Source organism: Xanthobacter albus, from assembly GCF_043194895.2.
In the GTDB taxonomy this organism is placed as follows: Bacteria; Pseudomonadota; Alphaproteobacteria; order Rhizobiales; family Xanthobacteraceae; genus Xanthobacter.
The window spans coordinates 2410671-2435585 of sequence record NZ_CM195532.1 but is presented as its reverse complement, the minus strand read 5'-3'; the positions used below and the strand labels follow the sequence as shown (position 1 = coordinate 2435585).

The 24915-nt window shown below is 68.4% G+C and carries 20 protein-coding genes; 5 read left to right on the top strand and 15 right to left on the bottom strand.

Annotated features, from left to right (window positions below):
- Positions 1 to 119 precede the first annotated feature (119 nt).
- Together glmS and glmU are read right to left on the bottom strand one after the other, a co-directional pair.
- The gene (gene glmS / locus V5F75_RS10795) at positions 120 to 1943 is read right to left on the bottom strand and encodes a glutamine--fructose-6-phosphate transaminase (isomerizing) (protein WP_394036143.1); all 1824 of its coding nucleotides are present in this window, start codon (positions 1941 to 1943) and stop codon (positions 120 to 122) included.
- Between the two features lie 262 nt (positions 1944 to 2205).
- Complete coding sequence (glmU, locus tag V5F75_RS10790; protein WP_394036141.1) at positions 2206 to 3552, bottom strand: bifunctional UDP-N-acetylglucosamine diphosphorylase/glucosamine-1-phosphate N-acetyltransferase GlmU; 1347 nt, start codon at positions 3550 to 3552, stop codon at positions 2206 to 2208.
- 139 nt (positions 3553 to 3691) lie between these two features.
- Here glmU and V5F75_RS10785 point away from each other — a divergent pair, with 139 nt between their 5' ends.
- Entirely contained in the window at positions 3692 to 4090 is a 399-nt protein-coding gene (locus tag V5F75_RS10785; protein WP_394036139.1) for a hypothetical protein, read from the top strand.
- On the opposite strand, the gene V5F75_RS10780 is transcribed toward V5F75_RS10785, so the two are convergent.
- Positions 4050 to 5669 (bottom strand): glycoside hydrolase family 17 protein, encoded by a 1620-nt coding sequence (locus tag V5F75_RS10780; protein WP_394036137.1) that lies wholly within the window; start codon positions 5667 to 5669, stop codon positions 4050 to 4052. The two genes, V5F75_RS10785 and V5F75_RS10780, sit on opposite strands and share 41 nt — an antisense overlap.
- A gap of 207 nt (positions 5670 to 5876) precedes the next feature.
- Here V5F75_RS10780 and V5F75_RS10775 point away from each other — a divergent pair, with 207 nt between their 5' ends.
- From V5F75_RS10775 to gltA, 4 genes are all read left to right on the top strand, one after another.
- Positions 5877 to 6374, top strand: coding sequence for a hypothetical protein (locus V5F75_RS10775; RefSeq protein ID WP_394036135.1), 498 nt, complete (start codon positions 5877 to 5879; stop codon positions 6372 to 6374).
- A gap of 328 nt (positions 6375 to 6702) precedes the next feature.
- Positions 6703 to 9354, top strand: a complete 2652-nt coding sequence (locus tag V5F75_RS10770; protein WP_394036226.1) for a glycosyltransferase — start codon at positions 6703 to 6705, stop codon at positions 9352 to 9354.
- Between the two features lie 205 nt (positions 9355 to 9559).
- The gene (gene mobA, locus V5F75_RS10765; protein WP_509212056.1) at positions 9560 to 10138 is read left to right on the top strand and encodes a molybdenum cofactor guanylyltransferase MobA; all 579 of its coding nucleotides are present in this window, start codon (positions 9560 to 9562) and stop codon (positions 10136 to 10138) included.
- 102 nt (positions 10139 to 10240) lie between these two features.
- Entirely contained in the window at positions 10241 to 11551 is a 1311-nt protein-coding gene (gene gltA, locus V5F75_RS10760; protein ID WP_394036131.1) for a citrate synthase, read from the top strand.
- Positions 11552 to 11924: 373 nt separating this feature from the next.
- Here gltA and lpxB read toward each other — a convergent pair whose 3' ends face one another.
- The 12 genes from lpxB to pyrH all read right to left on the bottom strand — a co-directional run bounded on the left by lpxB (position 11925) and on the right by pyrH (position 24893).
- Complete coding sequence (lpxB, locus tag V5F75_RS10755; protein ID WP_394036224.1) at positions 11925 to 13085, bottom strand: lipid-A-disaccharide synthase; 1161 nt, start codon at positions 13083 to 13085, stop codon at positions 11925 to 11927.
- 14 nt (positions 13086 to 13099) lie between these two features.
- The gene (locus V5F75_RS10750) at positions 13100 to 14005 is read right to left on the bottom strand and encodes an LpxI family protein (protein WP_394036129.1); all 906 of its coding nucleotides are present in this window, start codon (positions 14003 to 14005) and stop codon (positions 13100 to 13102) included.
- Between the two features lie 3 nt (positions 14006 to 14008).
- The gene (gene lpxA, locus V5F75_RS10745) at positions 14009 to 14815 is read right to left on the bottom strand and encodes an acyl-ACP--UDP-N-acetylglucosamine O-acyltransferase (RefSeq protein ID WP_394036127.1); all 807 of its coding nucleotides are present in this window, start codon (positions 14813 to 14815) and stop codon (positions 14009 to 14011) included.
- 2 nt (positions 14816 to 14817) lie between these two features.
- Positions 14818 to 15300 (bottom strand): 3-hydroxyacyl-ACP dehydratase FabZ, encoded by a 483-nt coding sequence (gene fabZ / locus V5F75_RS10740; RefSeq protein ID WP_394036125.1) that lies wholly within the window; start codon positions 15298 to 15300, stop codon positions 14818 to 14820.
- 5 nt (positions 15301 to 15305) lie between these two features.
- Entirely contained in the window at positions 15306 to 16382 is a 1077-nt protein-coding gene (lpxD, locus tag V5F75_RS10735; protein ID WP_394036123.1) for a UDP-3-O-(3-hydroxymyristoyl)glucosamine N-acyltransferase, read from the bottom strand.
- Between the two features lie 75 nt (positions 16383 to 16457).
- The gene (bamA, locus tag V5F75_RS10730; protein WP_394036121.1) at positions 16458 to 18965 is read right to left on the bottom strand and encodes an outer membrane protein assembly factor BamA; all 2508 of its coding nucleotides are present in this window, start codon (positions 18963 to 18965) and stop codon (positions 16458 to 16460) included.
- A gap of 184 nt (positions 18966 to 19149) precedes the next feature.
- A complete protein-coding gene (rseP, locus tag V5F75_RS10725; protein WP_394036119.1) occupies positions 19150 to 20307 on the bottom strand; it encodes an RIP metalloprotease RseP in 1158 nt (385 codons plus the stop codon).
- A 56-nt stretch (positions 20308 to 20363) separates the two neighbouring features.
- Positions 20364 to 21557: a 1-deoxy-D-xylulose-5-phosphate reductoisomerase gene (gene dxr / locus V5F75_RS10720; protein WP_394036116.1), complete on the bottom strand. Its 1194-nt coding sequence runs from the start codon at positions 21555 to 21557 to the stop codon at positions 20364 to 20366.
- A 10-nt stretch (positions 21558 to 21567) separates the two neighbouring features.
- Positions 21568 to 22437: a phosphatidate cytidylyltransferase gene (locus tag V5F75_RS10715; RefSeq protein ID WP_394036114.1), complete on the bottom strand. Its 870-nt coding sequence runs from the start codon at positions 22435 to 22437 to the stop codon at positions 21568 to 21570.
- A complete protein-coding gene (locus tag V5F75_RS10710) occupies positions 22437 to 23204 on the bottom strand; it encodes an isoprenyl transferase (RefSeq protein ID WP_394036222.1) in 768 nt (255 codons plus the stop codon). The genes V5F75_RS10715 and V5F75_RS10710 overlap by 1 nt, the downstream gene beginning before the upstream one ends.
- A gap of 43 nt (positions 23205 to 23247) precedes the next feature.
- Entirely contained in the window at positions 23248 to 23811 is a 564-nt protein-coding gene (frr, locus tag V5F75_RS10705) for a ribosome recycling factor (protein WP_393987244.1), read from the bottom strand.
- A gap of 317 nt (positions 23812 to 24128) precedes the next feature.
- Entirely contained in the window at positions 24129 to 24893 is a 765-nt protein-coding gene (pyrH, locus tag V5F75_RS10700) for a UMP kinase (protein ID WP_394036112.1), read from the bottom strand.
- Between the last annotated feature and the right edge of the window lie 22 nt (positions 24894 to 24915).

The following is a 24915-nucleotide window of genomic DNA, read 5'->3' as shown; positions in this document are numbered from 1 at the left end:
TGAGCGGCGCAGCAGCCGCGCCCCCGCGAGGGCAAGCGCAACCGCAGCCATCCACTATGTCATCGCGCGCGCCGCCCTGACAGAACGGCGCGCTGCAGCCTGGGAACACCGTCAGCCCCTCACTCCACCGTCACCGACTTGGCGAGGTTGCGCGGCTGGTCCACGTCCGTGCCCATGATGACGGCGGTGTGGTAGGCGATGAGCTGCGCGGGAATGGCATAGACCATCGGGCACACGGCGGGCGGCATCTCCGGCAGGATGAGCTTCTGCGCCGCCTCCACATGGGCGGCCTCCGCGCCCCTGGGGTCGGTCACCAGGATGATCCTGCCGCCGCGCGCCGCCACCTCCTCCATGTTGGAGACGGTCTTCTCGAATATGCGGTCATGGGGGGCGATGACCACCACCGGCATCTTCTCGTCGATGAGGGCGATGGGGCCGTGCTTCAGCTCGCCGGCGGCGTAACCCTCGGCGTGGATGTAGGAGATTTCCTTCAGCTTCAGCGCGCCTTCCAGCGCCAGCGGATAGTTGGGGCCGCGGCCGAGGTAGAGCACGTCGCGCGCCTTGGCGAGGGTGCGGGCCAGCACCTCGATGTCGGGGGCGAGCTTCAGCGCCTCCGTCATCAGGCGCGGCACCTCCATGAAGGCGCGGACCAGCCGGCGCTCGTCATCCTCCGCCAGCCGGCCGGAGGCGCGGCCGAAGGCCACGGCGAGGCACGCCAGGGTCGCGAGCTGGCAGGTGAAGGCCTTGGTGGAGGCGACGCCGATCTCCGGCCCCGCCAGGGTGGGCAGAACCATGTCCGCCTCCCGCGCGATGGTGGAGGTGGGCACGTTCACCACCGCCACCACCTTCTGCCCGCACGCCTTGGCGTAGCGCAGGGAGGCGAGCGTATCGGCGGTCTCGCCCGACTGGGAGATGACGATGGTGACCCCGCCCGGCTCCAGCGGCGTCTCGCGGTAGCGGAACTCGGAGGCGATGTCGGTGGAGACGGGAATGCGCGCGAACTGCTCGATCCAGTATTCCGCCACCGCGCCGGCATAGAGCGCGGTGCCGCACGCGGTGATGGAGATGTGGCGCACCTCCTTGGGATCGAACGGCAGCTCCGGCACCGCGATGCGCTCGGCGGCGAGGTCGAGATAGTGGCCGAAGGTGTGGGAGATGACCTCCGGCTGCTCGTAGATCTCCTTCGCCATGAAGTGGCGGTGGTTGCCCTTGTCCACCAGGAGCGCGCCGGCCGGCACCCGCTGCACCGCCCGCTCCACCACCGCGCCGTCCTCGTCGCGGATGGTGACGCCCTCGCGGGTGAGCACGGCCCAGTCGCCCTCCTCCAGATAGGCGATGCGATCGGTGAGGGCGCCGAGGGCGATGGCGTCCGAGCCCAGGAACATCTCCCCGTGCCCGTAGCCGATGGCCAGGGGCGAGCCGCGCCGCGCCGCGATCAGCAGGTCGTCGTGTCCGTCGAACAGGAAGGCGAGCGCGAACGCGCCCCTGAGGCGCGGCAGGACCGCCCCCACCGCCGCCACCGGATCGCGGCCGGCGAGCAGCTCGCGATCCACCAGCTGGGCCACCACCTCGGTGTCGGTGTCGCTGCGGAAGGACACGCCGAGCTCGGTGAGGTCCTGCTTCAGCTCGCGGAAGTTCTCGATGATGCCGTTGTGCACCACCGCCACGCGCTTGGTGGCGTGGGGGTGGGCGTTGCGCTCGGACGGCTTGCCGTGGGTGGCCCAGCGGGTGTGGCCGATGCCGATATGGCCGCCGAGGGGATGCCGGTCGAGCTTGTGCTCCAGGTGGCGCAGCTTGCCCTCGGCCCGGCAGACCTCCAGGCGGCCCTGCTCCAGGGTCGCGATCCCCGCCGAATCGTACCCCCGGTATTCCAGCCGCCGCAGGGCTTCCTGAATGTGATCCGCGACCGGGCCCTTACCGAGGATGCCGACGATGCCACACATGCACTGAAGCTCCATGTTGCGTTGCGCCACGATGCGCCCGGAAGCGAATCAGGGTGCGCGGCGGGACTGAATCATTTCCTACCCCGCCACGGCGGCGGGAGCGGAATCACTTCAGCTTTCGGTTCCTATCCCGGCAGCCTTATGGCGGCGGGGGCGGCGCCTGGAGAGCCTGCCCGTTTCATGGAAGCGGCGAAACGCTCGAGCTTCTCGAGTTGACGCGCTGCCTTCACGCGAACCGGTGCCCACCTCACTCGAAAACGCTCTATTCCTTCTCGGCCGCCTTGCGGGCGCGGAAGGCGCGGGCCCAGCCGGCCTTCACCACCTGCCGGCTGCGCGCGAGCGCCAGCGCATCCTCCGGCACGTCCTCGGTCACCACCGCGCCGGTGCCCACGAAGGCGCCCTTGCCGATGGTCACCGGCGCCACCAGGGCCGAGTTGACGCCGATGAAGGCATCCGCGCCGATCTCCGTGCGGTACTTGCCGAAGCCGTCGTAATTGCAGGTGATGGTGCCGGCACCGAGGTTGGCGTTCGCGCCCACATGGGCGTCGCCGACATAGGAGAGGTGGTTGATCTTGGCGCCCCTTTCCACATGGGCCGCCTTGGTTTCCACGAAATTGCCGATGCGCACCCCGCTTTCGAGCCGCGTGCCCGGCCGCAGCCGCGCGAACGGGCCGATGCTCGCCCCCGCCTCCACCACCGCGCCCTCCAGGTGGCTGAAGGCGTGGATGGTCACGTCGTCGCCCACGGTGACGCCGGGGCCGAACACCACGTTCGGCTCCACCACCACGTCGCGGCCGAGCACGGTATCCGCCGAGAGGAACACCGTCTCGGGCGCCACCAGGGTCGCGCCCTTCGCCATGGCGGCGCGGCGCAGGCGCCGTTGCAGGATAGCCTCCGCCTCGGCGAGCTGGATGCGGCTGTTGACGCCGGCCACCTCCTCCGTGTCGGCCTCCGCCGCCACGGCGCCGAGGCCGTCGGCGCGGGCGAGCTCCACCGCGTCGGTGAGATAGTATTCGCCCTTGGCGTTGGCGTTGCCGATGCGCTCCAGCAAGGCGAGCGCCCTGGCACCGGAAAGGGCCATGAGCCCGGCATTGCAGAAGCCCACCGCCTTCTCCGCGGCGCTCGCATCCTTTTCCTCTCGGATGGCGAGGAGGGCGTCGCCTTCGGTCAGCAGGCGGCCATAGCCCGTGGGGTCCTCCGGCCGGAAGCCCAGCACCGCCACCGCCGCCCCCTCGGCCAGCGGCGCCCTGAGCCGCGACAGCGTCTCGGGGCGGATCAGGGGGGTATCGGCATAGAGCACCAGGATGTCGTCGGCGCCCTGCGCGATGGCGGCGCGGGCGGCGAGCACGGCGTGGGCGGTCCCCAGCCGCTCGCGCTGCACGAACACCTGCGCCTCGGGCGTCACGCGGCGCGCCTCGTCGGCCACGTCGTCGCGGTCGGGGCCCACCACCACGGCGGTGCGGGTGGCGCCGGCGGCGCGCGTCGCCTCCAGCACATGGTGGAGCATGGTGCGGCCGGCGATCTTGTGCAGCACCTTGGGCAGGCGCGAGGCCATGCGCGTGCCCTCACCGGCGGCCAGCACCACCACGAGCAGGTTCCGTTCACTCATGAGGCTCTCTCCTTGCGCGCTGTCCCTTATCGCGCCTTCCGCGCCACGGGAAGGGCGGCGCGGCCCCCCTTTCCTCTGGACGTCACCGGCCGCAGCTCTTAAAGCGGGCCGCCGAAGCTGATCTTCCGGACCCTCCGCCATGCCCGACCTCCCCTATGCCGAACGGCCCCTGTTCCGCCCCGGCCCCAAGAGCCTCAACTGGCTGATTCCCCTCGGCATGGGCGCGGTGGGCTGGGCGCTGTACATGCGCTACATGGTGGTGGAGCCGGCGCTGGTGGGCCTTGCCTGCGAGGCGGGGCTGGAGAGCATGGGCTGCTACGGCCGCGCGGCGGTGCTCACGCTCTCCCTGTGGAACGTGTTCGGGGTGCTGGCCCTCGCCGGAGCGCTGATCCAGCTGGTGGCGCCCTCCCTCGCCGCCTTCGCCATGACGATGGTGTTCAGCGCCTTCGCGCTGGTGTTCCACAACGAGATCGCCGGCGCCCTGGCGGCGATGGTGCTCATCCTTTCCTTTGCACGGCCTGGACCCGCCACAGCGTGAAGGCCAGCACCAGGCAGAGCGCGCCGAACCAGGCCGCCTGCCAGTTGGTGAAGCTTTCGTTGAGCGGCACATAGAGGCCGCCGATCAGCATCCCCCACGCCGCCACCGTCTCGCCCAGGCCCGAGCCCTCGCGATCGGCCCGCCGCACCAGCAGCGGCGCGAACAGCGCGGCGACGATGCCGGTCAGCGCGAACACCGGGAAATCCTTGTAGCGCGGGTCGAACACCAGCTCGAACGCCACCGTGCCCACGGCCGTGACGCCCAGCACCAGCATCAGAGCGGCGGCGACCGCCATGGCGCCTGAGCGCGCGCGCAGCCGCCCGTCGAGCGCCACCGAGAACGGGGCGAGCCCCTGCCCGGCGCCGATGGCCGCGGGCATCACCACCACGCAGGCGGCGGACACCGCCAGCAGCAGCCCGTTGCGCAGCCAGCCCACCACGCCGAGGCTCTCCAGCGGCAGTGCCGAAATGGCGGCACCCAGCGTCGCCCCGCCGGCGAGGGCCACCAGCGACACCGCGCCCCACTCGGCCGGCGTGACCTCCCGCCCGCGCCCCGCGCGCCAGGCGGCGCCGAAGGCCACGGCCACGGCCACGAGCCCGACCGCGATGTGCATCCGCCAGCCGGGGAAATCCTCCACCGGCTTGCCCCACTCGAACTTGGGGGTGCGGGTCGAGGCGTCGATCAGGCCCCAGTGACCGCCCACCGTGCCCTCGCTGCGGCGCTTCCAGGGCTGGTCGAACGCCTCGATGACGTTCACCCGGTAGCCGCGCTTCTTGGCGAGGGCGACCACGTCGTGCATCACCCGCGCCTGGTTCGAGGGAGAAGGCAGGGCCTCCTCGCGCATGCGGCCGGAGCTGGGCCAGCCGGTCTCGCCGATCAGGATCTCCTTGCCGGGAAACTCCTCGGCCATCTTCTGGCGGATCTCGTCCACGTGCGGCCCGGCCTCGGCGGCGGAGACCGGCAGGTCCTCCCAGTAGGGCAGGATGTGGATGGTGACGAAATCCACGTTCTCGGTCAGGCCCTTGTTGCGCTCCCAGAACTCCCACACGTCGGCATAGGTGACGGGCACGCCGCCCACCTGGGACTTCACCCAGCGCAGGGTGGAGGCGAGGTCGGTGGCCGACATCTCGCCCCGCAGCAGCACCTCGTTGCCCACCACCACGGCCTTAACCACGTCCGGATTTTCCTGTGCGAGACGCACGCCCGTGTCGAGCTCCACCCGGTTGCGGTCCACGTCCGGCCCCAGCCAGATGCCGAGCAGCATGGTGAGGCCGTGCTTGCGCGCGATGGCCGGCGCCTTGTCGAGCCCCATCTCGATGGAATAGGTACGCACGCAGCCCGTGATCTTCGCGAGGTGGGCGAAATCCTCCTCGATCTGCGCCTCGGGAATCGAGAGCCCCTTCTCGAACGGCGACTGGCCGTCGCGGAACGGCGCGTAAGAGACGCAGGGCAGCTTTTCCCCTGGCGCAAGGGGCGAGGGCGGCATGGCCACCGGCTGACCGAGCCATCCCCACAAAATGCTGACGAGGGCTGCGACGATGAACGCGAGGGCGAGCGGCAGCCGCGCGGATCGGGACATCAGGACTCCAGGGCAGAACTCCGGCGGGCGCCGGATCGGCGGATGCAACGACCCGCGGCAAATAAAGCTTCGCGGGGGCGGTGTGAAGCCCGGACGCGCGAGACCCAGGAAGGAGTGCCCGGCACCGCCGTGCCGTCATGCTGACAAAATCACCGCCTTCCCCTAACGTGTCGCCGCGGATCGCTCCGTGCATACCTTCTGAAGATCATGGCCCTCATGCAACGCTACAAGATCAAGGCCCTGGCGGGCGCCCTCGCCCTCGCGTGCAGCATAGGCGCGGGGCTCGTGCCGGCTGCGGCCCAGTCCTCCGCGCCTCCCGAGCAGAAGCCGGCGGCCCAGGAGCCGCAGCTCACCCCCGAGCAGAAAGCCGCCATCGAGGCGCAGCGCCGCTCGGTGGAGGAGTTCAACGAGGCCGCCAAGCTGCCCGGTACGGCCGGCTTGCCGGAATGCGTCTGGACGGGGCGGCGCATTGCCGCACTGCTCTGGAACGACGACATCGATACCGCGCGCCGCCAGCTCGAGATCTACGAGCGCTTCGGCTGCCCCACCGAGCACCTGAAGCTGTCCTTCCGCTGCCTCGTGCGGCAGGGCAAGCTCGACCCCAAGGCCCGCGAGCGGGTGGATGCGCGCGCCCACCAGTGCTGGGTGAACCCCGACTACATCGCCGCGCCGCCGTCGGCCACGACAGCTCCGGCGCAACAATAAGATCATCGCGGGGTCATGGGGCTGACGCAGCCACGTCCCATGACCGCCACGATCAGGATTTATCTCCAAAGCTGAGCATGTTAGTGTCTCGTCGCATTGCAACGTAAAAGGGCAAGCCCGCGTCTGACGCAAGGGCCGGCCCCCGTCGCGATGCCGACCGTGGGGCAGGTCGAAAGGATGCCCCCTTGTCTTTGGTCTTCCAGAACCCTCCGCCGCCCGTCGGCGCTCGGGGTTCGAGATATCCCGGATTTGGGTGGGCATCGCCATGCGTCCCGGTCTTGCCGCTGCGGCGGCGGTCATTGCGGTTGTGACATCGATCCACGCCGTGATGTGGATTTCCCTGCGTCCCGAGGTAAGCGCTCCGAACATCACGGATCGCTTCCAGAGCCTGTCGTTCGCCCCCTTCAGCCGGAACATGAGCCCCGAGGGTGAGGCGCCGACCAACGCGGACCAGATCCGCGCGGACGTCCAGGTGGTCGCGCCCTACACGCGCGGCGTGCGCACCTATTCCTCCACGAACGGCAAGGAACTGATCGCGCCCATCGCCGGCGAGCAGGGCATCAGGGTCACCGCCGGCGCGTGGCTGAACCGCGACAAGGACAAGGACACCGGCGAGGTCATCGAGAAGGCGAAGGCCGGGAACGACCGCGAGATCGCCGGCCTCGTCGAGGTGGCGCGCAAGAACCGCAACGTCCAGGCGGTGGTGGTGGGCAACGAGACCCTGCTGCGCGGCGACATGGACGACGCCGAGCTCGCCGGCCTCATCCGCGACGTGAAGCGGCAGGTGAACGTGCCGGTGACCACCGGCGAAATCTGGAACACCTGGCTCGACCACCCGGAGGTCGCCGCCTCCGCGGACTTCATCCTCGCCCACATCCTGCCCTATTGGGAGGACGTGCCGGCGGACCAGGTGGTGGACTACACCATCAACGCCTACAACCGCCTGCGCGCGGCCTATCCCGGCAAGCGCATCGTCATCGGCGAGTTCGGCTGGCCGTCCCACGGCTTCAACCGCGGCGCCAGCGTGCCCGACCCCATCGAGCAGGCCAAGATCATCCGCGAGTTCGCGGCCCGCGCGGACGCGCTCGGCATCGAGTACAATATCATTGAGGCGTTCGACCTGCCCAAGAAACAGAACGAAGGCTCGGTGGGCCAGTACTGGGGCGTGTTCGATGCCGACCGGAACCTGAAATTCCCGCTCACCGGCCCCATCTACGAGCACACCTACACCCAGACCATGCTCATGGCGCTGCTGCTCGGCGTGCTGTTCACCCTGCCGCTGCTGCGCATGCGCGAGCTGACCATGTCGCAGGGCCTCGTGCTCGCCGGCACCGCCAACGGCGTGGCCGCGTGGCTCGCCACGGTGGTGGACTACTGGATGAACCACTACGTCACCGGCGGCGACTACGTCACCCTCGCCCTCAGCGTGGTGATGCTGGTGCCCCTGGTGTTCGTGCTACTCTACCGGGTGGAGGAGATGGCCGCCATCGCCTTCGGCAACGGACCGCACCGGCTGGTGGAGTCGCTGAAGCCCGGAGCACCCTCGCGCTTCCCCAAGGTCTCCATCCACGTACCCGCCTACCGCGAGCCGCCGGAGATGCTGATCGAGACCATCGATGCGCTGGCGAAGCTCGAATATCCGAACTTCGAAGCCATCATCATCGTCAACAACACGCCCGACCCGGCGATGGTGGAGCCGGTGCGCGCGCACTGCGCCAAGCTCGGCGACCGCATCAAGTTCATCAATGCGGAGAAGGTCGCGGGCTTCAAGGCCGGCGCCCTGCGCATCGCGCTGGAACACACCGCTGCCGATGCCGAGATCATCGGCGTCATCGATGCCGACTATGTGGTGACGCCCGACTGGCTGAAGGACCTCGTGCCCGTGTTCGAGGACCCGACCGTCGGCCTCGTCCAGGCGCCGCAGGACCATCGCGACGCCGACCGCAGCCCGCTGCACGAGGCGATGAACGCCGAGTACGCCGGCTTCTTCGACATCGGCATGGTGCAGCGCAACGAGGATGACGCCATCGTGGTGCACGGCACCATGTGCCTCATCCGCCGCGCCGCCATGGTGGAGGCCGGCAACTGGTCGTCCGACACCATCTGCGAGGACACCGACCTCGGCCTTTCCATCGCCGAGAACGGCTGGAAGACCCACTACACCCGCAAGCGCTACGGCTATGGCCTGCTGCCCGACAATTTCGAGGCCTTCAAGAAGCAGCGCCATCGCTGGGCCTATGGCGGCTTCCAGATCATCAAGAAGCACTGGCGGCGCTTCCTGCCCGGCCGCTCGCGCCTGACGACCGCCCAGAAGCGCCACTTCGTGCTGGGCTGGATCTCCTGGCTCGGCTCGGAATCGGTGGGCGCCCTCATGGCGGTGGCCTCCCTCGCCTTCGTGCCCTTCGTGCTGCTGTTCGGCGTCTCGGTGCCGGCCTACGTGCTGACCCTGCCGATCCTGATGACCTTCCTGGTCTATCTCATGCACTTCGTCAGCCTCTACCGGCTGCGGGTGGAGACGACCCCGCTGCGCATGCTCGGCGCGGCGGTGGCGGCAAGCGCGGTGCAGTACACGGTGGCCAAGGCGGTGCTGGACGGGTTCCGCTACAAGGACCTCGCCTTCGCCCGCACCGCCAAGGGCCAGAACTGGCTCGCCGGCGCGGCCCGCCACTTCCCCGCCCTGCCGGAGGCAACCCTCGGCGGCCTGCTGCTGCTGGCGGGCATCGCGCTCATCGTGCTCAACAACCTGCCCGGCGTGGCGCTGACCAAGAACGACTGGCGCCATATCCGCGAGATCAACCTCTACGGCGTCGCCCTCATGGTGCAGAGCCTGCCGTTCATGGCGGCGGCGCTCATCGGCTGGTTCGAGAACTCGCGGCTGAACGACTTCGCGCCCTGGAAGGCGCTCGCCGCGCGCATCTCGGCGGTGCTGCCGCGCCGCCTCGGCTCCAGCCGTCCCCATCCTCCGGCGCTGGTGGATTGAGCGCGGCGCGCACGCCCCTCCCGCGAAAGCCCGGACATGGCACCGGGCTTTCCACCATTCGTCCCGATCAAGCGCCCGACCTTCACGGCCGGGCGTTTTTGCATGCAATCGAGGCGCGCCCGGCGATCCGCACAAGGAAACGCCGCCCGTGAGCGCTTCCCCCCTCCCCTTCGGTCTCATCCTGGCCGGCGGCCACGGGCGCCGCATGGCAGGCGCGCAGGTGCCCTCCCCGGCCCTCCCGAAGCCGCTGGTGCACCTCGCCGGCCAGCCGCTGATCGCCCACGTCATCGCCCGCGTGGCGCCACAGGTTCGCGCCCTCGCCATCAACACCAATGACCCGCCGGAGCTTTACGCCCCATTCGGCCTGCCCGTGATTCCCGACACCGTCGGCGAGCGGCCCGGCCCGCTCGCCGGTGTCCTGGCGGGACTCGAATGGCTCGCGCGGGAAGCGCCCGACGCATGCCTGCTGACGGTGGCGGCGGACACGCCCTTCCTCCCGCATGATCTGGTCTCCCGAATCATACACCGGTATGCCGAGACCGCAGGGGTGGTCTGCGCGGCCTCGGCGGGACAGATACATCATGTCATTGCCTTGTGGCCCCAGGCCGCGCGGGCGCCCCTTGCGGAGGCTCTTGCTGCGGGGCAGCGGAAAGTCGGGCTTCTCCTTGCCGCGCTTGGCGCCGTAACAGAAAGCTGGGATGCGGCGGACGGCGACCCGTTCTTCAACGTGAACACCCCGGAAGACCTTGCCGCGGCTGAATCCCGCTCCCATGCCTGCCGATGAAGCATGGTCATGCTTGCGGCAGGATTGGGGAGGGTTTAGGACTGCGCTGCGGCGGGTTCGCATTCGCGAAGCCGCCCAGTCCGCCCAAAGGATGAGGGATCCATGGACGCCACCAACAACTCCGGGGCCAAAGCCGCCAAGTTCAGCTTGGGCGAAAAGAGCTGGGATCTGCCGGTCCGCGGGGGAACTATCGGGCCTGACGTAGTCGACATCGCGAAGCTCTACGGCCAGACCGGGATGTTCACCTACGACCCCGGCTTTACCTCGACGGCCTCCTGCGAAAGCAAGATTACCTATATCGATGGCGATGAGGGCGTGCTGCTCTACCGCGGCTACCCCATCGAGCAGCTCGCCGAGAACGGCGACTTCCTCGAGACCTGTTATCTCCTGCTCTACGGCGAACTGCCGACCGCCGCCCAGAAGGCGGAGTTCGACCGTTCCGTGACCCATCACACGATGGTTCACGACCAGATGACCCGTTTCTTCAACGGTTTCCGCCGCGACGCCCACCCCATGGCTATCATGGTGGCCTGCGTCGGCGCCCTGTCGGCCTTCTATCACGACTCTACCGACATTTCTGACCCGAACCAGCGCCTGATCGCGTCGATCCGCATGATCGCGAAGATCCCGACCCTGGCGGCCATGGCCTATAAGTATTCTGTCGGCCAGCCCTTTGTTTATCCCAAGAATGAATTGGATTATACGTCCAACTTCCTGCACATGTGCTTCGCGGTTCCCTGCGAAGAGTACAAGGTGAACCCCATTCTCGCTCGTGCCATGGACCGGATCTTCATCCTCCATGCCGATCATGAGCAGAACGCGTCCACCTCCACCGTGCGTCTCGCCGGCTCCTCCGGCGCCAATCCCTTCGCCTGCATCGCCGCCGGCATCGCCTGCCTGTGGGGCCCCGCTCACGGCGGCGCCAACGAGGCGGCCCTCAAGATGCTCGCGGAGATCGGCTCCGTGGACCGTATCCCCGAGTTCGTCGCCCGCGCGAAGGACAAGAACGATCCCTTCCGCCTCATGGGCTTCGGTCACCGGGTCTACAAGAACTACGACCCGCGCGCCAAGATCATGCAGAAGACCTGCCATGAGGTCCTCGGCGAGCTGGGCATCAAGGATGATCCGCTGCTCGACGTCGCCGTGGAGCTGGAGCGCATCGCCCTGCACGACGAGTACTTCATCGAGAAGAAGCTCTACCCGAACATCGACTTCTATTCGGGCATCACCCTCAAGGCGATGGGCTTCCCCACCACCATGTTCACCGTCCTGTTCGCTCTCGCCCGCACCGTGGGCTGGATCGGCCAGTGGAAGGAGATGATCGAGGACCCGAGCCAGCGCATCGGCCGTCCGCGTCAGCTCTACACCGGCGCCCCGCGCCGCGACTATATCGCCATGACCCAGCGCAAGTGAGCGCTGGCCTGCGGGCGCCGCCCAGCCGGGCGCGCCTGCAGGGGACTTTCTTTGCGAAGGGGCGGAGCCACCACGGCGCCGCCCCTTCGTCGTTTCGGGCTCAGAGGCTGCACTGATACGGCTCCGGTGCCCGACCGGCCCTAACGGGTTTCACTCATACGTCGCGCGGGCTTGACCAGAGGCCCGTGAGTCAAGGGCGAGGGTCCTGGCATGAGGGCCACAGCCTGCCGGCCCACGTCCACCAAGGGATGGCGAAGCCCGCCTCCGTCTCCGCACGCCCCTTCGTCCAAGGCCGGCCTGGAGCGCCCACAGGTCTCCGCCGGCAGGCGGACGGCAGGGTCGTGACGGTACGGGAAGAGGGAAAAAGAGGCGCTTATTCCGGCGCCGGCAGCGCAGCCGTGCGGCCGTCACGGGCAAGGCGCAGCACCACCTCCGCAGCCCGGTGGCTGGGGCTCGGGCCGGTGATACCGAAGATGCCGTCGAGACGCGTGAACGCCTCTTCCTGACGGCGCCTCGCGGGCGTATCCGCGATCACCTCTCCCAGCGCCCCGACGAGGGCGGGCACCGTGCAGAATTCCTGCAGGAACTCGGGCACCACATTCTCGCCGAGCACCAGATTGGGCAGGATGACCGTGGTGCCTTTCAGCACCCGCCGCGCGATCTGCGCCTCCAGCCAGCCGAGCCGGTAGGCCGCCACATGGGGGATGTGGGACAGCGCCAGCTCCAGCGTCACCGTACCGGAAGCGGCAAGCGCCGCCCGCGCAGTGCGAAAAGCCTCGTGCTTCTCGCTCTCGCCGATGATGATCCGCGGCCGCACCGGCCAGCTCGAGACGGTCTGCTCCACCAGCTCCCGCAGATGCGGCAGCGTAGGCAGCACCAGGTCCAGTTCCCACCCCGACGCCACCTGCGCCAGCGCCGCGCCGAATTGGGGCCCCAGGCGCACGATCTCCCGCCGCCGGCTGCCCGGCAGCACCAGCACGCGCGCAGGGGCCTCCCGCCGGCGTGCATCATCCCGCGCACCGGGCCGCAGGTCGTCCAGCCGCTCCAGCAGGGGGTGGCCCACATAGAAGGTGGGCGGGCCACCGAGGCGCCGGTGCACCTCCGGCTCGAACGGCAGCAGCGCCAGAAGCGCATCCACATGGGGCCGCATGGCGCGCGCGCGCCCCTCGCGCCACACCCACACCGTGGGCGACACATATTTCACGATGGGAATGCGCGGATTTCCCGCGCGCACGCGCGCCGCAACCCGATGGGTGAAATCTGGAGCATCGATCAGCACCAGCACATCCGGCGGGTCGGCGAGCACCGCCTCCACCGTCTCGCGCAGCCGCCTCAGGATGGTAGGCAGCTTGGCCAGCACGGCGCTGACGCCGATGGCGGTGAGATCCTCCATGGGGTAGCGGCTTTGGAGCCCTTCCGCCGCCATGCGCGCGCCACCGACCCCCTGAAACGCGACATCCCCTGCAGCCGTGGCGCGCAACGTGCGCATGAGGGCACCGCCGAGCTGATCGCCCGACTCCTCCCCCGCCACCATGAAGATACGCGCCGTCACTCCCCCGCCCCCGGCACGCCCACCACGAACAGGTCGCTGCGGTCCGCTTCCAGAACCAGCGCGCCGACATCGGGCACAATGGCACCGCCCGCCTCGAAGGCGATGCCCGCGAGCCCCGCCTCGGCAGCGCGAGCGACAGTCGCCGGGCCGAGCGACGGCAGATCGATGCGCCGGTCCTGCCCCGGCTTCGGCGCCTTCACCAGCACGCCGCGCCCGGCCGGGAAGCGCAGCCGGCCGCTGCGCCGCATCTCGCCGTAGCGCGCCAGCATCTGGTCCGTGCCCTCCGCCGCTTCCACGGCAGCAACGAGCCCGTCCACCACGATGACCCCCTGCCCCACGTCGAAAGGACCGAGCGTGCGTATGAGATCGAGCCCGCGGGTGATGTCCTGCCGCGCCTGCGCGCTCGGCGCGCGCGTGCCCAGCACACCTTCCGGCAGCAGCAAGCGGGGCGCCACTTCGTGCGCGCCGCAAAGCTCGAAGCCCTGCTCCGCCACCAGGCCGAGCACGCCTGAAAGAAGATGATTGTCGCCGCCGCGGAACAGGCGCGCGATGCGCGGCAGCAGCCGCAGCATGGTCCAGTCGAGGCCAAGGTCCTGCACACGCGGACGCGTGAGGCCGCCCACCATCACCACCTGCCGGATGCCTCGCGCTTTTGCCTTCGCCGTCACCAGCCCCAGCGAGCCGAGGCGGAACCAATGGTGCTCGTAGCGTTCGAGCGCGGGATCGGCAAAGCCACGAATGAGGAAGAAGACCACCTCGCGCCCCTGGGCCCGCACGGCCTCCGCCACCGCAGCCGGAAACGCGCCGCTGCCCGCCACGATGCCGAGCGGCCCCTGCGCCCGGATCAGCCCGCCGGCAGCGCCGCCGGCGTCACTCTTTTCAGCCGACGGCGGTATGGGCAAGGCTCAAGCCTCCCCGCTCACACCGCGGGAGGGATGGCAAATGGCGCGCTTGCGATCGGCATCGATGAAGGTCACCACCTGCGCCGCGAATTCCGAGGTCTCCACCTTCTCCCGCAAGCGGTCCAGCCGCGCATCGAAGGTGCCTTCCCCGAAAAACAGCTCGCGGTAAACCGCTCGCGCCTCATGGAGCTGCGACTTGGTGAAGCCGCGCCGCTTCATGCCGATGACGTTGAGCCCCACCAGCTTACCCGCCTGCCCGAGCACATTGGCGAAGGGAATGACATCCTCACGTACGCCCGTGAGGCCGGAGATCATGCACTGGGCTCCAATGCGCGTGAATTGATGCACGGCGCACTGGCCGCCGAGGAAAGTGAACTCCCCGACGCTCACGTGCCCGCCGAGCACGGCGTTATTCGCGAAAATGACGTTGTCGCCCACCCTGCAGTCATGGCCCACGTGGGAGCCCGTCATCATCATGACGCGATCACCGATGCGGGTGACGCCGGTTCCGCCCGCCGTGCCGATGTTCGCGGTCGTATGCTCGCGGAGCAGGCAGTCCGCCCCCACCTCAAGCCGCGTGCGCTCGCCCTTGTAATGGACGGACTGCGGCGGCGTGCCGAAGGAGGCAAAGGGGTAGATTTCCGTGCGCGCGCCGATGGTGGTGTCGCCCTGGATGCTGACATGGGCATGGAGGCGAACCCCCTCCCCGAGCACCACATGGGGACCAACGACGCAATAGGGGCCGATCACCACGTCCTCGGCGAGACCCGCCGTGTTCTCCACACGCGCGGTGGGGTCGATCCTGGGCACGCTCAATTCTCCACGATCATGGCGCCGACCTTGGCCTCGGCCACCAACTCGCCCCGCACCTTCGCCTCACCTCGATACCACCACATATTCCGCCGCCGCGCGATACGCGTCATATGGTATTCCAGCACGTCTCCGGGCACGACCGGACGGCGGAACTTGGCCTCGTCGATGGTCATGAAATAGACCAGCGCGGGCTTGGCGTGGTCTTTTCCCATCACGCAGACGACGCCCGCCGTCTGCGCCATGCCCTCGATGATGAGGACACCCGGCATCACCGGATTCCCGGGGAAGTGACCCTGGAAGTGGGGCTCGTTGACGGTGACATTCTTGATGCCCACGCATGAGCGGTCGCCATCGATCTGCTCCACGCGGTCCACGAGCAGGAACGGATAGCGATGCGGCAGGCATGACAGCACACGCTGGATATCAGCGCTCTGCAGAACCTTCTCCTCCTGCGCGGCTTCCTGCGACAGCGTCTCGCTCATGCGTGTCATCCTTCCCCATCGTCGTCAGCGGCGCGCCGCGCGGCCAGCTTCTTCAGCGTCGTCACCTCGCGGAACCACTCCCGCACCGGCTTCGCCGGCGACCCGCCCCAGCGCACACCGGGCGGCACGTCGCCCTTCACGTTGCTGGAGGCGGCGATCTGGGCCCCGTCACCGATGGTGATATGCCCCACCACACCGACCTGGCCGCCGAGCATCACGAAATCGCCGAGCCGCGTGGAGCCGGAAATACCGGTCTGCGAAACCACGATACAGTGCCGGCCGATCACCACATTGTGGGCGATCTGCACGAGGTTATCGATCTTGCTGCCTTCGCCGATCACCGTATCCGAGAGCGCGCCGCGATCGATTGTGGTATTCGCGCCGATCTCGACGTCGTCCTGGATCACCACCCGCCCGAGCTGGGGCACCTTCTGGTGTCCCCGGGGGCTCGGTTGATAGCCGAAGCCGTCAGTCCCGATGCGTGCTCCGCCGTGGATGATGACGTTGTTGCCGACTAGCGCATGAATGACACTGGCTGCGGGACCGACCGCGCTGTTGCGGCCGATGCGCACCCTCGGCCCGATCACCGCGCCCGCGCAGATCACCGTGCCCGAGCCGACCTCCACCTCCGGCCCCACCACGGCACCTGGATCCACCGTGACCCCCGTTTCCAGCCGCGCGGACGGATGAACGAGTGCTCCCGGCGCAATCCCTTCCTGCCCGAATATGGGCAGCGGCCGCAGCGCCGATGGAAACAGGGCGCGCGTCACCGCCAGAAAGGCCGCGGCCGGACGCGGGGCCAGGAGCAAAGGCAGGTCGGGCGCCGCCGACGACGCGAAACGCTCGGCGGTGATGCACGCACCGGCTCGCGTTGTGCCCATCTTCTCCGCGAACTGTGCCGTGTCGCAGAATACTAGATCCTCCGGCCCCGCTGTATCGAGTGTAGCGACACCACGGATCAGCCGCGCCGAGAACTGAGCATCATCGGCACCGGACGGAGTGACCAGACGGGCGCCGCTCAGCTCCGCGACAGCCTCCAGCGTCAACGGCTCCGGAAGCGGAAAGAAGGTGGTCTGCGTCATGGCCAAAACACACTCAGGCGCCGGAGAGCCGCGGCCTTCGCCATGGCCCTCCGACGCCTGTCTGGAGGAAAGGGATCAGAAGCGGGTACCGCCGGAGAAGCGGAACTGCTGGATCTGGTCGTAGTCGGCCTTCGACATCGCCCAAGCATAATCGAAGCGCAGGGGACCGAAAGGCGACTGCCAGATCAGTGACGCACCGATCGAGGAGCGGACCGCATTCTCATCAGCCACGCAGACGTTGCCGATGGAGTTCTTGGTCGTGTAGCCCGTGCTCGCGCAGTTCACGAGGTTCGGGTTGCCATAGAAGTTGGTGCCGTTCCAGTTGTAGACGTTCGGGAAGGAGGTCGGACCATTGTAGTCGTAGACCGAACCGGCATCCGCGAACACCGCCATCTTCACCCCGATATCCTTCGGCAGGAAGGCGAGCGGGAACTGAACCTCGGCAGACACGCCCCAGTACACCGTACCACCCAGGGCGGTCGTGTTGTTCTGCAGGCAATTCACGTAGGACGGCGTGCCGGCATTCGAGGCGGCGCAGGGCGCGACGTCACGGGGACCGATACCGGAGGGCGCGAAGCCGCGGACCAGATTCGGACCCATGAAGAAGTTGTCGGTCATATTCAGATCCTGGTTGCCCCAGGAGTCCACATAACCGGCCTGACCGCGCAGGATGAGCACCGCATCGCCATAAGCGAGAGGCGTGTAGTGACGAATGTCGGTGGTGGTACGGAAGAAGTTCACATCGCCACCGAGACCCGCGATGTCCTGCTTCAGCTCGGCATAGAGACCTTGCGTCGGGTTCTGGTTATTGTCCAGACCGTTGAACGACAGGGTGTAACCCACCACCGAAGTGATGGTGGAGCCCTGCGCCACCGCCTCGCGCACCGCCCAGGAGGTGGTGGTCAGGCAGTATTCCTGCAGCGCCAGGGTGTAATAGCTCGAGGTATCGCAGATGGAGAGCTCGCGCTGGTAGAGGTTGTAGCGCAGAGCCAGGGTCACCTCATCGGTGATGGGCAGACCGAAGCGCAGACCACCGCCCACCATGTTCGTGGAGTAGGTGGTGTAGCTGGTCGGCTGCGTCTCCTTCCAGTAGAGGTCGAAGCCGGCGGCCAGGCGGTAGCCCAGGAAGTAGGGCTCAGTGAAGGAGAACTCGGCGCCCTGGGCGTTCTGACCCCAGGAACCGGACACCTTCACATACTGGCCGCGACCGAGGAAGTTCTTCTCACCCAGCGAGACTTCGCCGATCAAACCGTCCGAGGTGGAGTAGCCGCCGGACACAGCGAACTCACCCGTGGGCTGATCTTCCACGTCCACCACAAGAATGATGCGGTCGGGCGCCGAGCCGGGCTCGTTGGTGATCTTCACGGTCTTGAAGTAGCCGAGGTTGCGCAGGCGACGTTCCGCGCGATCCACGAGGACGCGATTGTAGGCGTCACCCTCACCGAGATCGAACTCGCGCCGGATCACCCAGTCACGTGTGCGGGTGTTGCCGCGAATGTCGATGCGCTCGATGTAGACGCGCGGCCCCTCCTCGACGACGAAGAGCACGTTGATCTTCTTCGTCTCGAAGTCGCGATCACCGCGCGGCCGCACCTGGGCGAAGGCATAGCCCTTCTTCGACACCTCGATGGTGAGGTTCTCAACCGTCTTCTCGACGAGCTCCGCGTTGTAGACCTGCCCTTCCTGGGCACGCACGACGCCGCGCAGGGAATCGCCGGAGATGTCATGGATGTTGGAAACCACATCCACCTTGCCGAACTTGTAGGGCTCGCCCTCGTCCAGCGTGAAGGTGATGATGTAGCCCTTGCCGGCGGGATCGAGCTGTGCCGTGGCGGACAGGATACGGAAGTCCGCATAGCCGTTCTTCAGGTAGAAACGGCGCAGCAGCTCCTGGTCGGAGTTCACCCGATCCGGATCGTAGACGTCGGTGGACTTCAGGAAGGAGAGCCAGTTGGTCGTGGTCGTCGAGATCACGTCCTTCAGCTTCCAGTCCGAGAACGCCTTGTTACCGACGAACTTGATGTCAGCAACGCCGAGCTTGTCGCCCTCGTTGATCTCGAACACCAGGTCCACGCGGCCGTTGCCGCGATCGATGGTGACCGGATTAACGCGCACATTCATGCGGCCGGAGCGATGGTAGACGTCGATGATCCGCTGAGTGTCGGCCTGGACGGTCGACTTGGAGAGGGGCGCGCGAGGCTTGGACTGCACCTCCCCGGAAAGGACCTCGTCCTTGATCTTCTTGTTGCCCTCGAAGGCAACCTTGTTGATCACCTCGTTCTCGGACACGCGCACGATGATGCGCCCGCCGGACTGAGTCACCTGCACGTCAGAGAAGAGGCCGGTGCCGTAGAGCGCCTTCCAGGCCTCGTCGATCTTGGCGGCGGTGTAGGGACCGGAACCGAAATAGGAGCGGATGGTATCCGCATCCACTCGGCGGTTTCCTTCCACCACGATGGAACTCGACTGGGCCGCGGCCGGCCCTGCCACCACGAGGGAACCGGCACCCGCGGAAACCGCCACGCAAGCGGCGATTCCCACTGCGGCGGCCAGCTTTCTCAACACCCGGAGCGGAGCAGTCATGTGGCGCGCAACCCTGAAAAATTTGACGAACGCAAACCCGCAACGAGACCGCCGCGGATTCTCACCCTGTGGGGCGCTTGTACAAGCTTTTCACCGCGCTGCAAACCGAGCCCGATGTCCCGCCCGTCCTTTTTGCCGGTACCGTTGCGTTCCCGCCACGACTCCCGGCGCCCCCACAAACCCCTTACATTGCAGCGATATGCAGAACATCGTTCCAGGTCGCGAAGATCATCAGCATGAGCACCAGCGCAAGCCCGATCCGAAACCCGATGTCCTGCGTGCGCGCGCTCAAAGGCCGACCACGCATCGCCTCAAAAGCGTAGAACAGGAGGTGCCCCCCATCCAACATCGGAATGGGAAAGAGGTTAAGAAGCCCGATCGACACCGACAGCACCGCCGCCAGCGACAGCAGCGCGCCGATTCCGAAGGTCGCCACCTGGCCGGACACCTGAGCGATGCGGATGGGCCCGCCGAGCTGGTCCGCCGATTCCCGCCCGGCGATGAGCCCGCCGAGGTAATCGAAGGTGCGGGCCACCACGAACCAGGTTTCCTGCACGCCCATCCCCACCGCTTCCACCGGGCCGTAGCGGTGGATGGTCACGTCGCCCTCCGCCAGGGAGCGCGAGATGCCCAGGAGGCCGGTGCGGTGGACGTTGCCGAATCCGTCCTTCACTTCCTTCAGCTCGGGCGTGGCCTTCAGGCTCACCTCGGCGCCGCCGCGCTCCACCCGGAAGGTGAGCGTCTGCCCGGCATGGATGCCGACGATGCGCTGCATGTCGGCGAAGCTCTCCACCTTGTCGCCGTCGATCTCCAGCACCAGGTCGCCGGGCTTGAAGCCGGCCACCTCGGCGGCGCTGCCCGGGCTCACCTGATCCACCCGCGGCGCCGAGACCGGACGGCCGAACACCATGAAGACGAAGGAGAAGATGACGATCGCCAAAATAAAGTTGGCGATCGGGCCGGCGGCCACGATGGCGGCGCGCCAGCGCACCGGCTGGAAGAAGAAGCTCTCCTTGCGCTCGGCCTGCGTCATGCGCGCGAGCGCCTGCTGGTCCGGCACGGAGGCGGCGTCTTCATCGCCGTAGAATTTCACGTAGCCGCCCAGCGGAATGGCGGAGAGGCGCCAGCGGGTGCCGTGCCGGTCATTGAAGCCGGCGACCTCCGGCCCAAAGCCCAGCGAGAAGGTGAGAATGCGCACCCCCGCCCGCCGCGCCACCCAGAAGTGGCCGAGCTCGTGGAAGAACACCACCAGCGTCAGCACGAACAGGAATGGTATGACGTAGCCCAGCAGGGATGAGCCGAAACCGGTGAGTGTCGTCCCCAAAGCCGAAACCGCGTCCATCGTTCCTCGTCCTCGCACGCTGCGGAAGGCGCAGCCACACTGCGCGCTTCCTGCTCTTAGGATGCCTTTGCGGCAAACTTAGGCAAGAGTCCCGCGCTGAGGCGTCGCGCCTCGGCGTCGAGCGCCAGCGCCTCCTCAGCGGAGCCGGGCGCCCCGGCCGCGCCCAGCCGCTCCAGCGTCTCCGCCACGAGATCGGTCAGGCCGTAGAAGGAAAGGCGCCCTTCGAGGAAGGCGGCGACCGCCACCTCGTTGGCAGCGTTGAGGCGCGTGGGCGCCGCCCCGCCCGCCGCCATCGCCTCGCGGGCGAGGCGCAGGGCCGGGAAGCGCCCTTCGTCCGGCGCCTCGAAGGTGAGCCGCCCGGCCTTGACGAGATCGAGCCGCCGGCTGGTGGTCTCGAAGCGCTCGGGATAGCTGAGACAATGGGCGATGGGCACGCACATATCCGGCACCGCGAGCCCCGCCACCACCGAGCCATCCACGAACGACACGAGCCCGTGCACCACCGATTCGGGATGCACCACCGCGTCGAGCCGCTCGGGCGGCAAGGCGAACAGGTGGTGCGCCTCGATCAGCTCCAGGCCCTTGTTCATCAAGGTCGCCGAATCGATGGTGATCTTGGCGCCCATGGACCAGTTGGGGTGCTTCAGCGCATCCGCGGGGGCCGCGCGGGCGATCTCCTCGCGGCTGCGCAGGCGGAAGGGGCCGCCGGAGGCGGTGATGGTCACCTTCTCCACCGCCTTCGCGGGCGCCGCGGAAAGGGCCTGGAAGATGGCGTTGTGCTCGCTGTCCATGGGCAGCAGCTCGGTGCCGCGCCGGGCCGCCTCGGCCATGAAGAAGGCGCCGGCCGCGACCAGGCATTCCTTGTTGGCGAGGGCCATCCGCCGCCCGGCACCAAGCGCCGCCACCGAAGGCGCGAGCCCGGCCACGCCGACGATGGCGCTCACCACGAGATCGCTCTCGCGCGCCGCCGCCTCCAGCACCGCCGAGGGGCCGGCGCCGCTGTCGATGCCACTGCCGGAGAGCGCCTCCGCCAGCGCCCGGCCGGCCGAGGGGTCCGCGATGGCGGCGAAGCGAGCGCCCAGGGCGCGGGCCGCCTCCGCCAGCGCCTTGGCATCGCGCCCGCCGGCCACCGCCTCCACCTGGAAGCGGCCGGGCGTGTCGGCGAGGACCTTGGCCACGCTGCGTCCGATGGAGCCGGTGGCGCCCAGGAGCGTCAGGCGTTGGCGGGGGAGGTCCGATCCGTGTTCCATGGGTCCCTTCCTACCACATCAGGAGGGCGGCGGCGGGGCTCGGCCCGCCGTGCAGCTCCGCCAGCAGCAGGGCCGCGAGCGAGGCGGCGGCGAAACCGTCGAGCCGGTCGAGGATGCCGCCATGGCCGGGAATGAGCCGGCTCGCATCCTTCACGCCGCAGCGCCGCTTCACAGCCGATTCGGCGAGATCGCCGCCCTGGCTCAGCACGCTGAGGGCAAGCGCGACGAGACCCACCGGCCAGAGGTTCCCGATGCCGCCGACGGCCGCGACCGCCACCCCGGCGAGAATGCCGGCACCCGCGCCGCCGAGGGCCCCCGACCACGTCTTGTTGGGCGACACGCGCGGCCACAGCTTCGGCCCGCCCAGGGCACGGCCGACGAAATAGGCGAAGATGTCCGTGGCCCACACCACCGCATAGATATAGAGCACGGCGAGCAGGCCCAGCGCCCCCTCCCCCCGCAGCGCCACGATGGGCAGCGCCGCCGCGCCCGCCACCAGCACGCCCGAGAGGCTCCACGCGCTCTGGCGCGGCACCGCCAGCGCCGCCACCGCCGCTCCCCCCAAGACGAGGCTGAAGGCGTAGGGGCGATAGCCGAGCAGCACCAGGGCACCCGCCCCCGCCAGCACCAGCGCGCCGACCGCGAGCCAGGGGATGCGATGGGCGAGCCGCGCCATGGCGGACCACTCGTAGAGGATGGCGAGCCCGGCCAGCACCCACATGGCGGCGAAAAGCCAGCCGCCCAGGACCGTGACGCCCAGCACCACCGGCACCAGCACCAGGGCGGAGACCGAGCGCAGCTTCAGATCGCTCGCGCGGGAGGCGCCGGCCGCCTTTCGCGCCGGATCTTCCGCCGGCGGGGCCGGTTCAGGCGCAGGCATCAGCGCGCCGGGGACGGCGCCACACCGCCGAAGCGGCGCTCGCGCCGCGCATATTCGTTGACGGCGGACAGGAGCGCGGCCTTGTCGAAATCGGGCCAGTAGATGGGCAGGAACACAAATTCCGCATAGGCCGCCTGCCAGAGCAGGAAGTTCGAGAGCCGCTGCTCCCCGGAGGTGCGCACGATGAGATCGGGATCGGGAATGCCGGCGGTCTCGAGCCGCTCGGAGATCATCTCGACGCTCACATCCTCGGGCTTGATACGCCCGGCGGCGGCATCGGCCGCGATGGAGGCGGCAGCGGCGGCGATCTCCTGCCGCGCGCCGTAGTTGAAGGCCACCACCAGAGTGAGCCCCTGGTTGGCGCGGGTCAGCGCCTCCGCTTCGTCGAGCAGGGCGTGGATGTCCTTGGAGAGGCCCCTCCGCTCGCCGATCACCCGCACCCGCACGTCCTGGGCATGCAGATCGGCAAGGTCGTGGCGGATGAAGAACTTCAGCAGCCGCATCAGTTCCGACACCTCGGACACCGGCCGCGACCAGTTCTCGTGGGAGAAGCTGTAAATGGTGAGGTAGCGGATGCCGATATCCTGGGCCGCGCGCACGCAGCGGCGCAGGGCTTCGACGCCCCGGCGGTGCCCCTCGATGCGCGGCAGCTTGCGCGAGGTGGCCCAGCGCCCGTTGCCGTCCATGATGATGCCCACGTGCACGGGCACCACCCCCGGCACCTCCTCGGCACCGGTGGCGTCACGCGCGGCGGCGCGCAGGGACATGGCTTGCTCAGGGCTCAAAGGCGTGGGCTCCTTCCCGCGCGGCTCAGACCGAGAGGATTTCCTTTTCCTTGTGGGCGACCACCTGATCCACCTCGACGATGGCCTCGTCGGTGGCCTTCTGGACGTCCTTGGAGAGCCGCTCCAGATCATCGGAGCTCATCTCGGCGTCCTTTTCCAGCTTCTTGAGCTGGTCCATGCCATCGCGCCGCACATGACGCACGGAGACGCGGGCGGCCTCGGCATATTTGTGGGCGACCTTCACCAGCTCCTGGCGGCGCTCCTGGTTCAGCTCCGGAATGCGCAGGCGCAGCACTTGGCCCTCGGTGTTCGGGTTGAGACCGAGGTTGCTGTTCTGGATCGCCTTCTCCACCGCGCTCACCATGCCGCGGTCCCACACCTGCACCTGCAGCAGGCGCGCCTCGGGCACGGAGACGGTGGCCACCTGGTTCAGCGGCATGCGCGCACCGTAGGCTTCCACCATGATGGGCTCCACGAGGCTGGCGGACGCGCGGCCGGTGCGCAGGCCGCCGAGCTCGTCCTTGAGCACGCCGATGGCGCCCTGCATGCGGCGCTTGATGTCGGCCAGATCGAAGGAAGCGGTGGTCATGGCAATCCTCTGTGCTGTCTCGTCTCGGCTCTTGCGGCCGAACCTTTTAGCCTGTCGTCCCGCCGAGGGCGACGGCGAAATGAACAAATCTGTGTGCCAGCTTCACGGCCCTCTCGCGACGCGGCCAGGCGCGCCGAAGCACCGGACGATGGAACCGACGAAAAACCAGACCCCGCTGGTTCCGAGAGCGCCACGGCCGCGCCGCGCATCCCGGACCATGCACGACGCCGCGCCGGACGAAAGCCCGGCGCGGCGTGTGAAGACTGTGAACGAACACGGCTCCTCGCCGAAGACGCCAAAACGCCGCGTCTTCCGCCTCAGGGCGCCACCACGGTGACCCGGCCGGAACCGGTCGCCGCCTGGGCGATGGCTCCCGGCTCGCGGATGGAGAAGACGATGATGGGCAGCGCCGCCTCGCGGGCGAGGGCGAACGCCGCGGCATCCATCACCTTCAGATCGTAGGCGAGCGCCTGATCGTGGGTGAGCCGCTCATAGCGGGTAGCGGAAGGGTCCTTCTTGGGGTCGGCGGTGTAGACGCCGTCCACATTGGTGGCCTTCAGCACCGCGTCGCAGTCGAGCTCGGCGGCACGCAGCACCGCGCCCGTGTCGGTGGTGAAATAGGGATTCCCGGTGCCGCCGGTGAGCAGCACGATGCGGCCGCGCCGCAGGTGCCGCAGGGCCGGCTGGCGGGCATAGGGCTCGCACACCGTGGGCATGGGCACCGCCGAGAGGGTGCGGGCGGGTGCCCCCGCCTTCTCCACGGCCTGCTCCAGGGCGAGGCCGTTCATCACGGTGGCGAGCATGCCCATGTGATCGGCCGTGGCTCGGTCGAGATCTTCGCCGGCCACCCGCGCGCCGCGCAGGATGTTGCCGCCGCCCACCACCACCGCCACCTCGCAGCCGAGCGCGCGCGCGGCCACGAGATCACGGGCGATGGCCGCGACGGTCGGCGGATGCAGGCCGAACGGCTCCGACCCCATCAGCGCCTCCCCCGACACCTTCACCAGGATGCGGGGATAGGGAAGCCCTGGTGCCGCATAGGGGTGCCGGGGCTCGGGAACATCCGAATCGTCGAACGACATGGGGACGCCCCTTCCCCGTTCG

What these genes read in the sequence shown, in the direction of transcription:
- V5F75_RS10775 (WP_394036135.1), top strand. Translation starts at nt 5,877, where the DNA reads ATGGCCCTCATGCAACGCTACAAGATCAAGGCCCTGGCGGGCGCCCTC.
- dxr (WP_394036116.1), bottom strand. Translation starts at nt 21,557, where the DNA reads ATGGAACACGGATCGGACCTCCCCCGCCAACGCCTGACGCTCCTGGGC.
- fabZ (WP_394036125.1), bottom strand. Translation starts at nt 15,300, where the DNA reads ATGAGCGAGACGCTGTCGCAGGAAGCCGCGCAGGAGGAGAAGGTTCTG.
- pyrH (WP_394036112.1), bottom strand. Translation starts at nt 24,893, where the DNA reads ATGTCGTTCGACGATTCGGATGTTCCCGAGCCCCGGCACCCCTATGCG.
- lpxD (WP_394036123.1), bottom strand. Translation starts at nt 16,382, where the DNA reads ATGACGCAGACCACCTTCTTTCCGCTTCCGGAGCCGTTGACGCTGGAG.
- V5F75_RS10770 (WP_394036226.1), top strand. Translation starts at nt 6,703, where the DNA reads ATGTGGATTTCCCTGCGTCCCGAGGTAAGCGCTCCGAACATCACGGAT.
- rseP (WP_394036119.1), bottom strand. Translation starts at nt 20,307, where the DNA reads ATGGACGCGGTTTCGGCTTTGGGGACGACACTCACCGGTTTCGGCTCA.
- gltA (WP_394036131.1), top strand. Translation starts at nt 10,241, where the DNA reads ATGGACGCCACCAACAACTCCGGGGCCAAAGCCGCCAAGTTCAGCTTG.
- mobA (WP_509212056.1), top strand. Translation starts at nt 9,560, where the DNA reads ATGGCAGGCGCGCAGGTGCCCTCCCCGGCCCTCCCGAAGCCGCTGGTG.
- V5F75_RS10715 (WP_394036114.1), bottom strand. Translation starts at nt 22,437, where the DNA reads ATGCCTGCGCCTGAACCGGCCCCGCCGGCGGAAGATCCGGCGCGAAAG.
- lpxB (WP_394036224.1), bottom strand. Translation starts at nt 13,085, where the DNA reads ATGGTGGCGGGGGAGGAGTCGGGCGATCAGCTCGGCGGTGCCCTCATG.
- frr (WP_393987244.1), bottom strand. Translation starts at nt 23,811, where the DNA reads ATGACCACCGCTTCCTTCGATCTGGCCGACATCAAGCGCCGCATGCAG.
- glmS (WP_394036143.1), bottom strand. Translation starts at nt 1,943, where the DNA reads ATGTGTGGCATCGTCGGCATCCTCGGTAAGGGCCCGGTCGCGGATCAC.
- glmU (WP_394036141.1), bottom strand. Translation starts at nt 3,552, where the DNA reads ATGAGTGAACGGAACCTGCTCGTGGTGGTGCTGGCCGCCGGTGAGGGC.
- bamA (WP_394036121.1), bottom strand. Translation starts at nt 18,965, where the DNA reads ATGACTGCTCCGCTCCGGGTGTTGAGAAAGCTGGCCGCCGCAGTGGGA.
- V5F75_RS10785 (WP_394036139.1), top strand. Translation starts at nt 3,692, where the DNA reads ATGCCCGACCTCCCCTATGCCGAACGGCCCCTGTTCCGCCCCGGCCCC.
- V5F75_RS10780 (WP_394036137.1), bottom strand. Translation starts at nt 5,669, where the DNA reads ATGTCCCGATCCGCGCGGCTGCCGCTCGCCCTCGCGTTCATCGTCGCA.
- V5F75_RS10710 (WP_394036222.1), bottom strand. Translation starts at nt 23,204, where the DNA reads ATGTCCCTGCGCGCCGCCGCGCGTGACGCCACCGGTGCCGAGGAGGTG.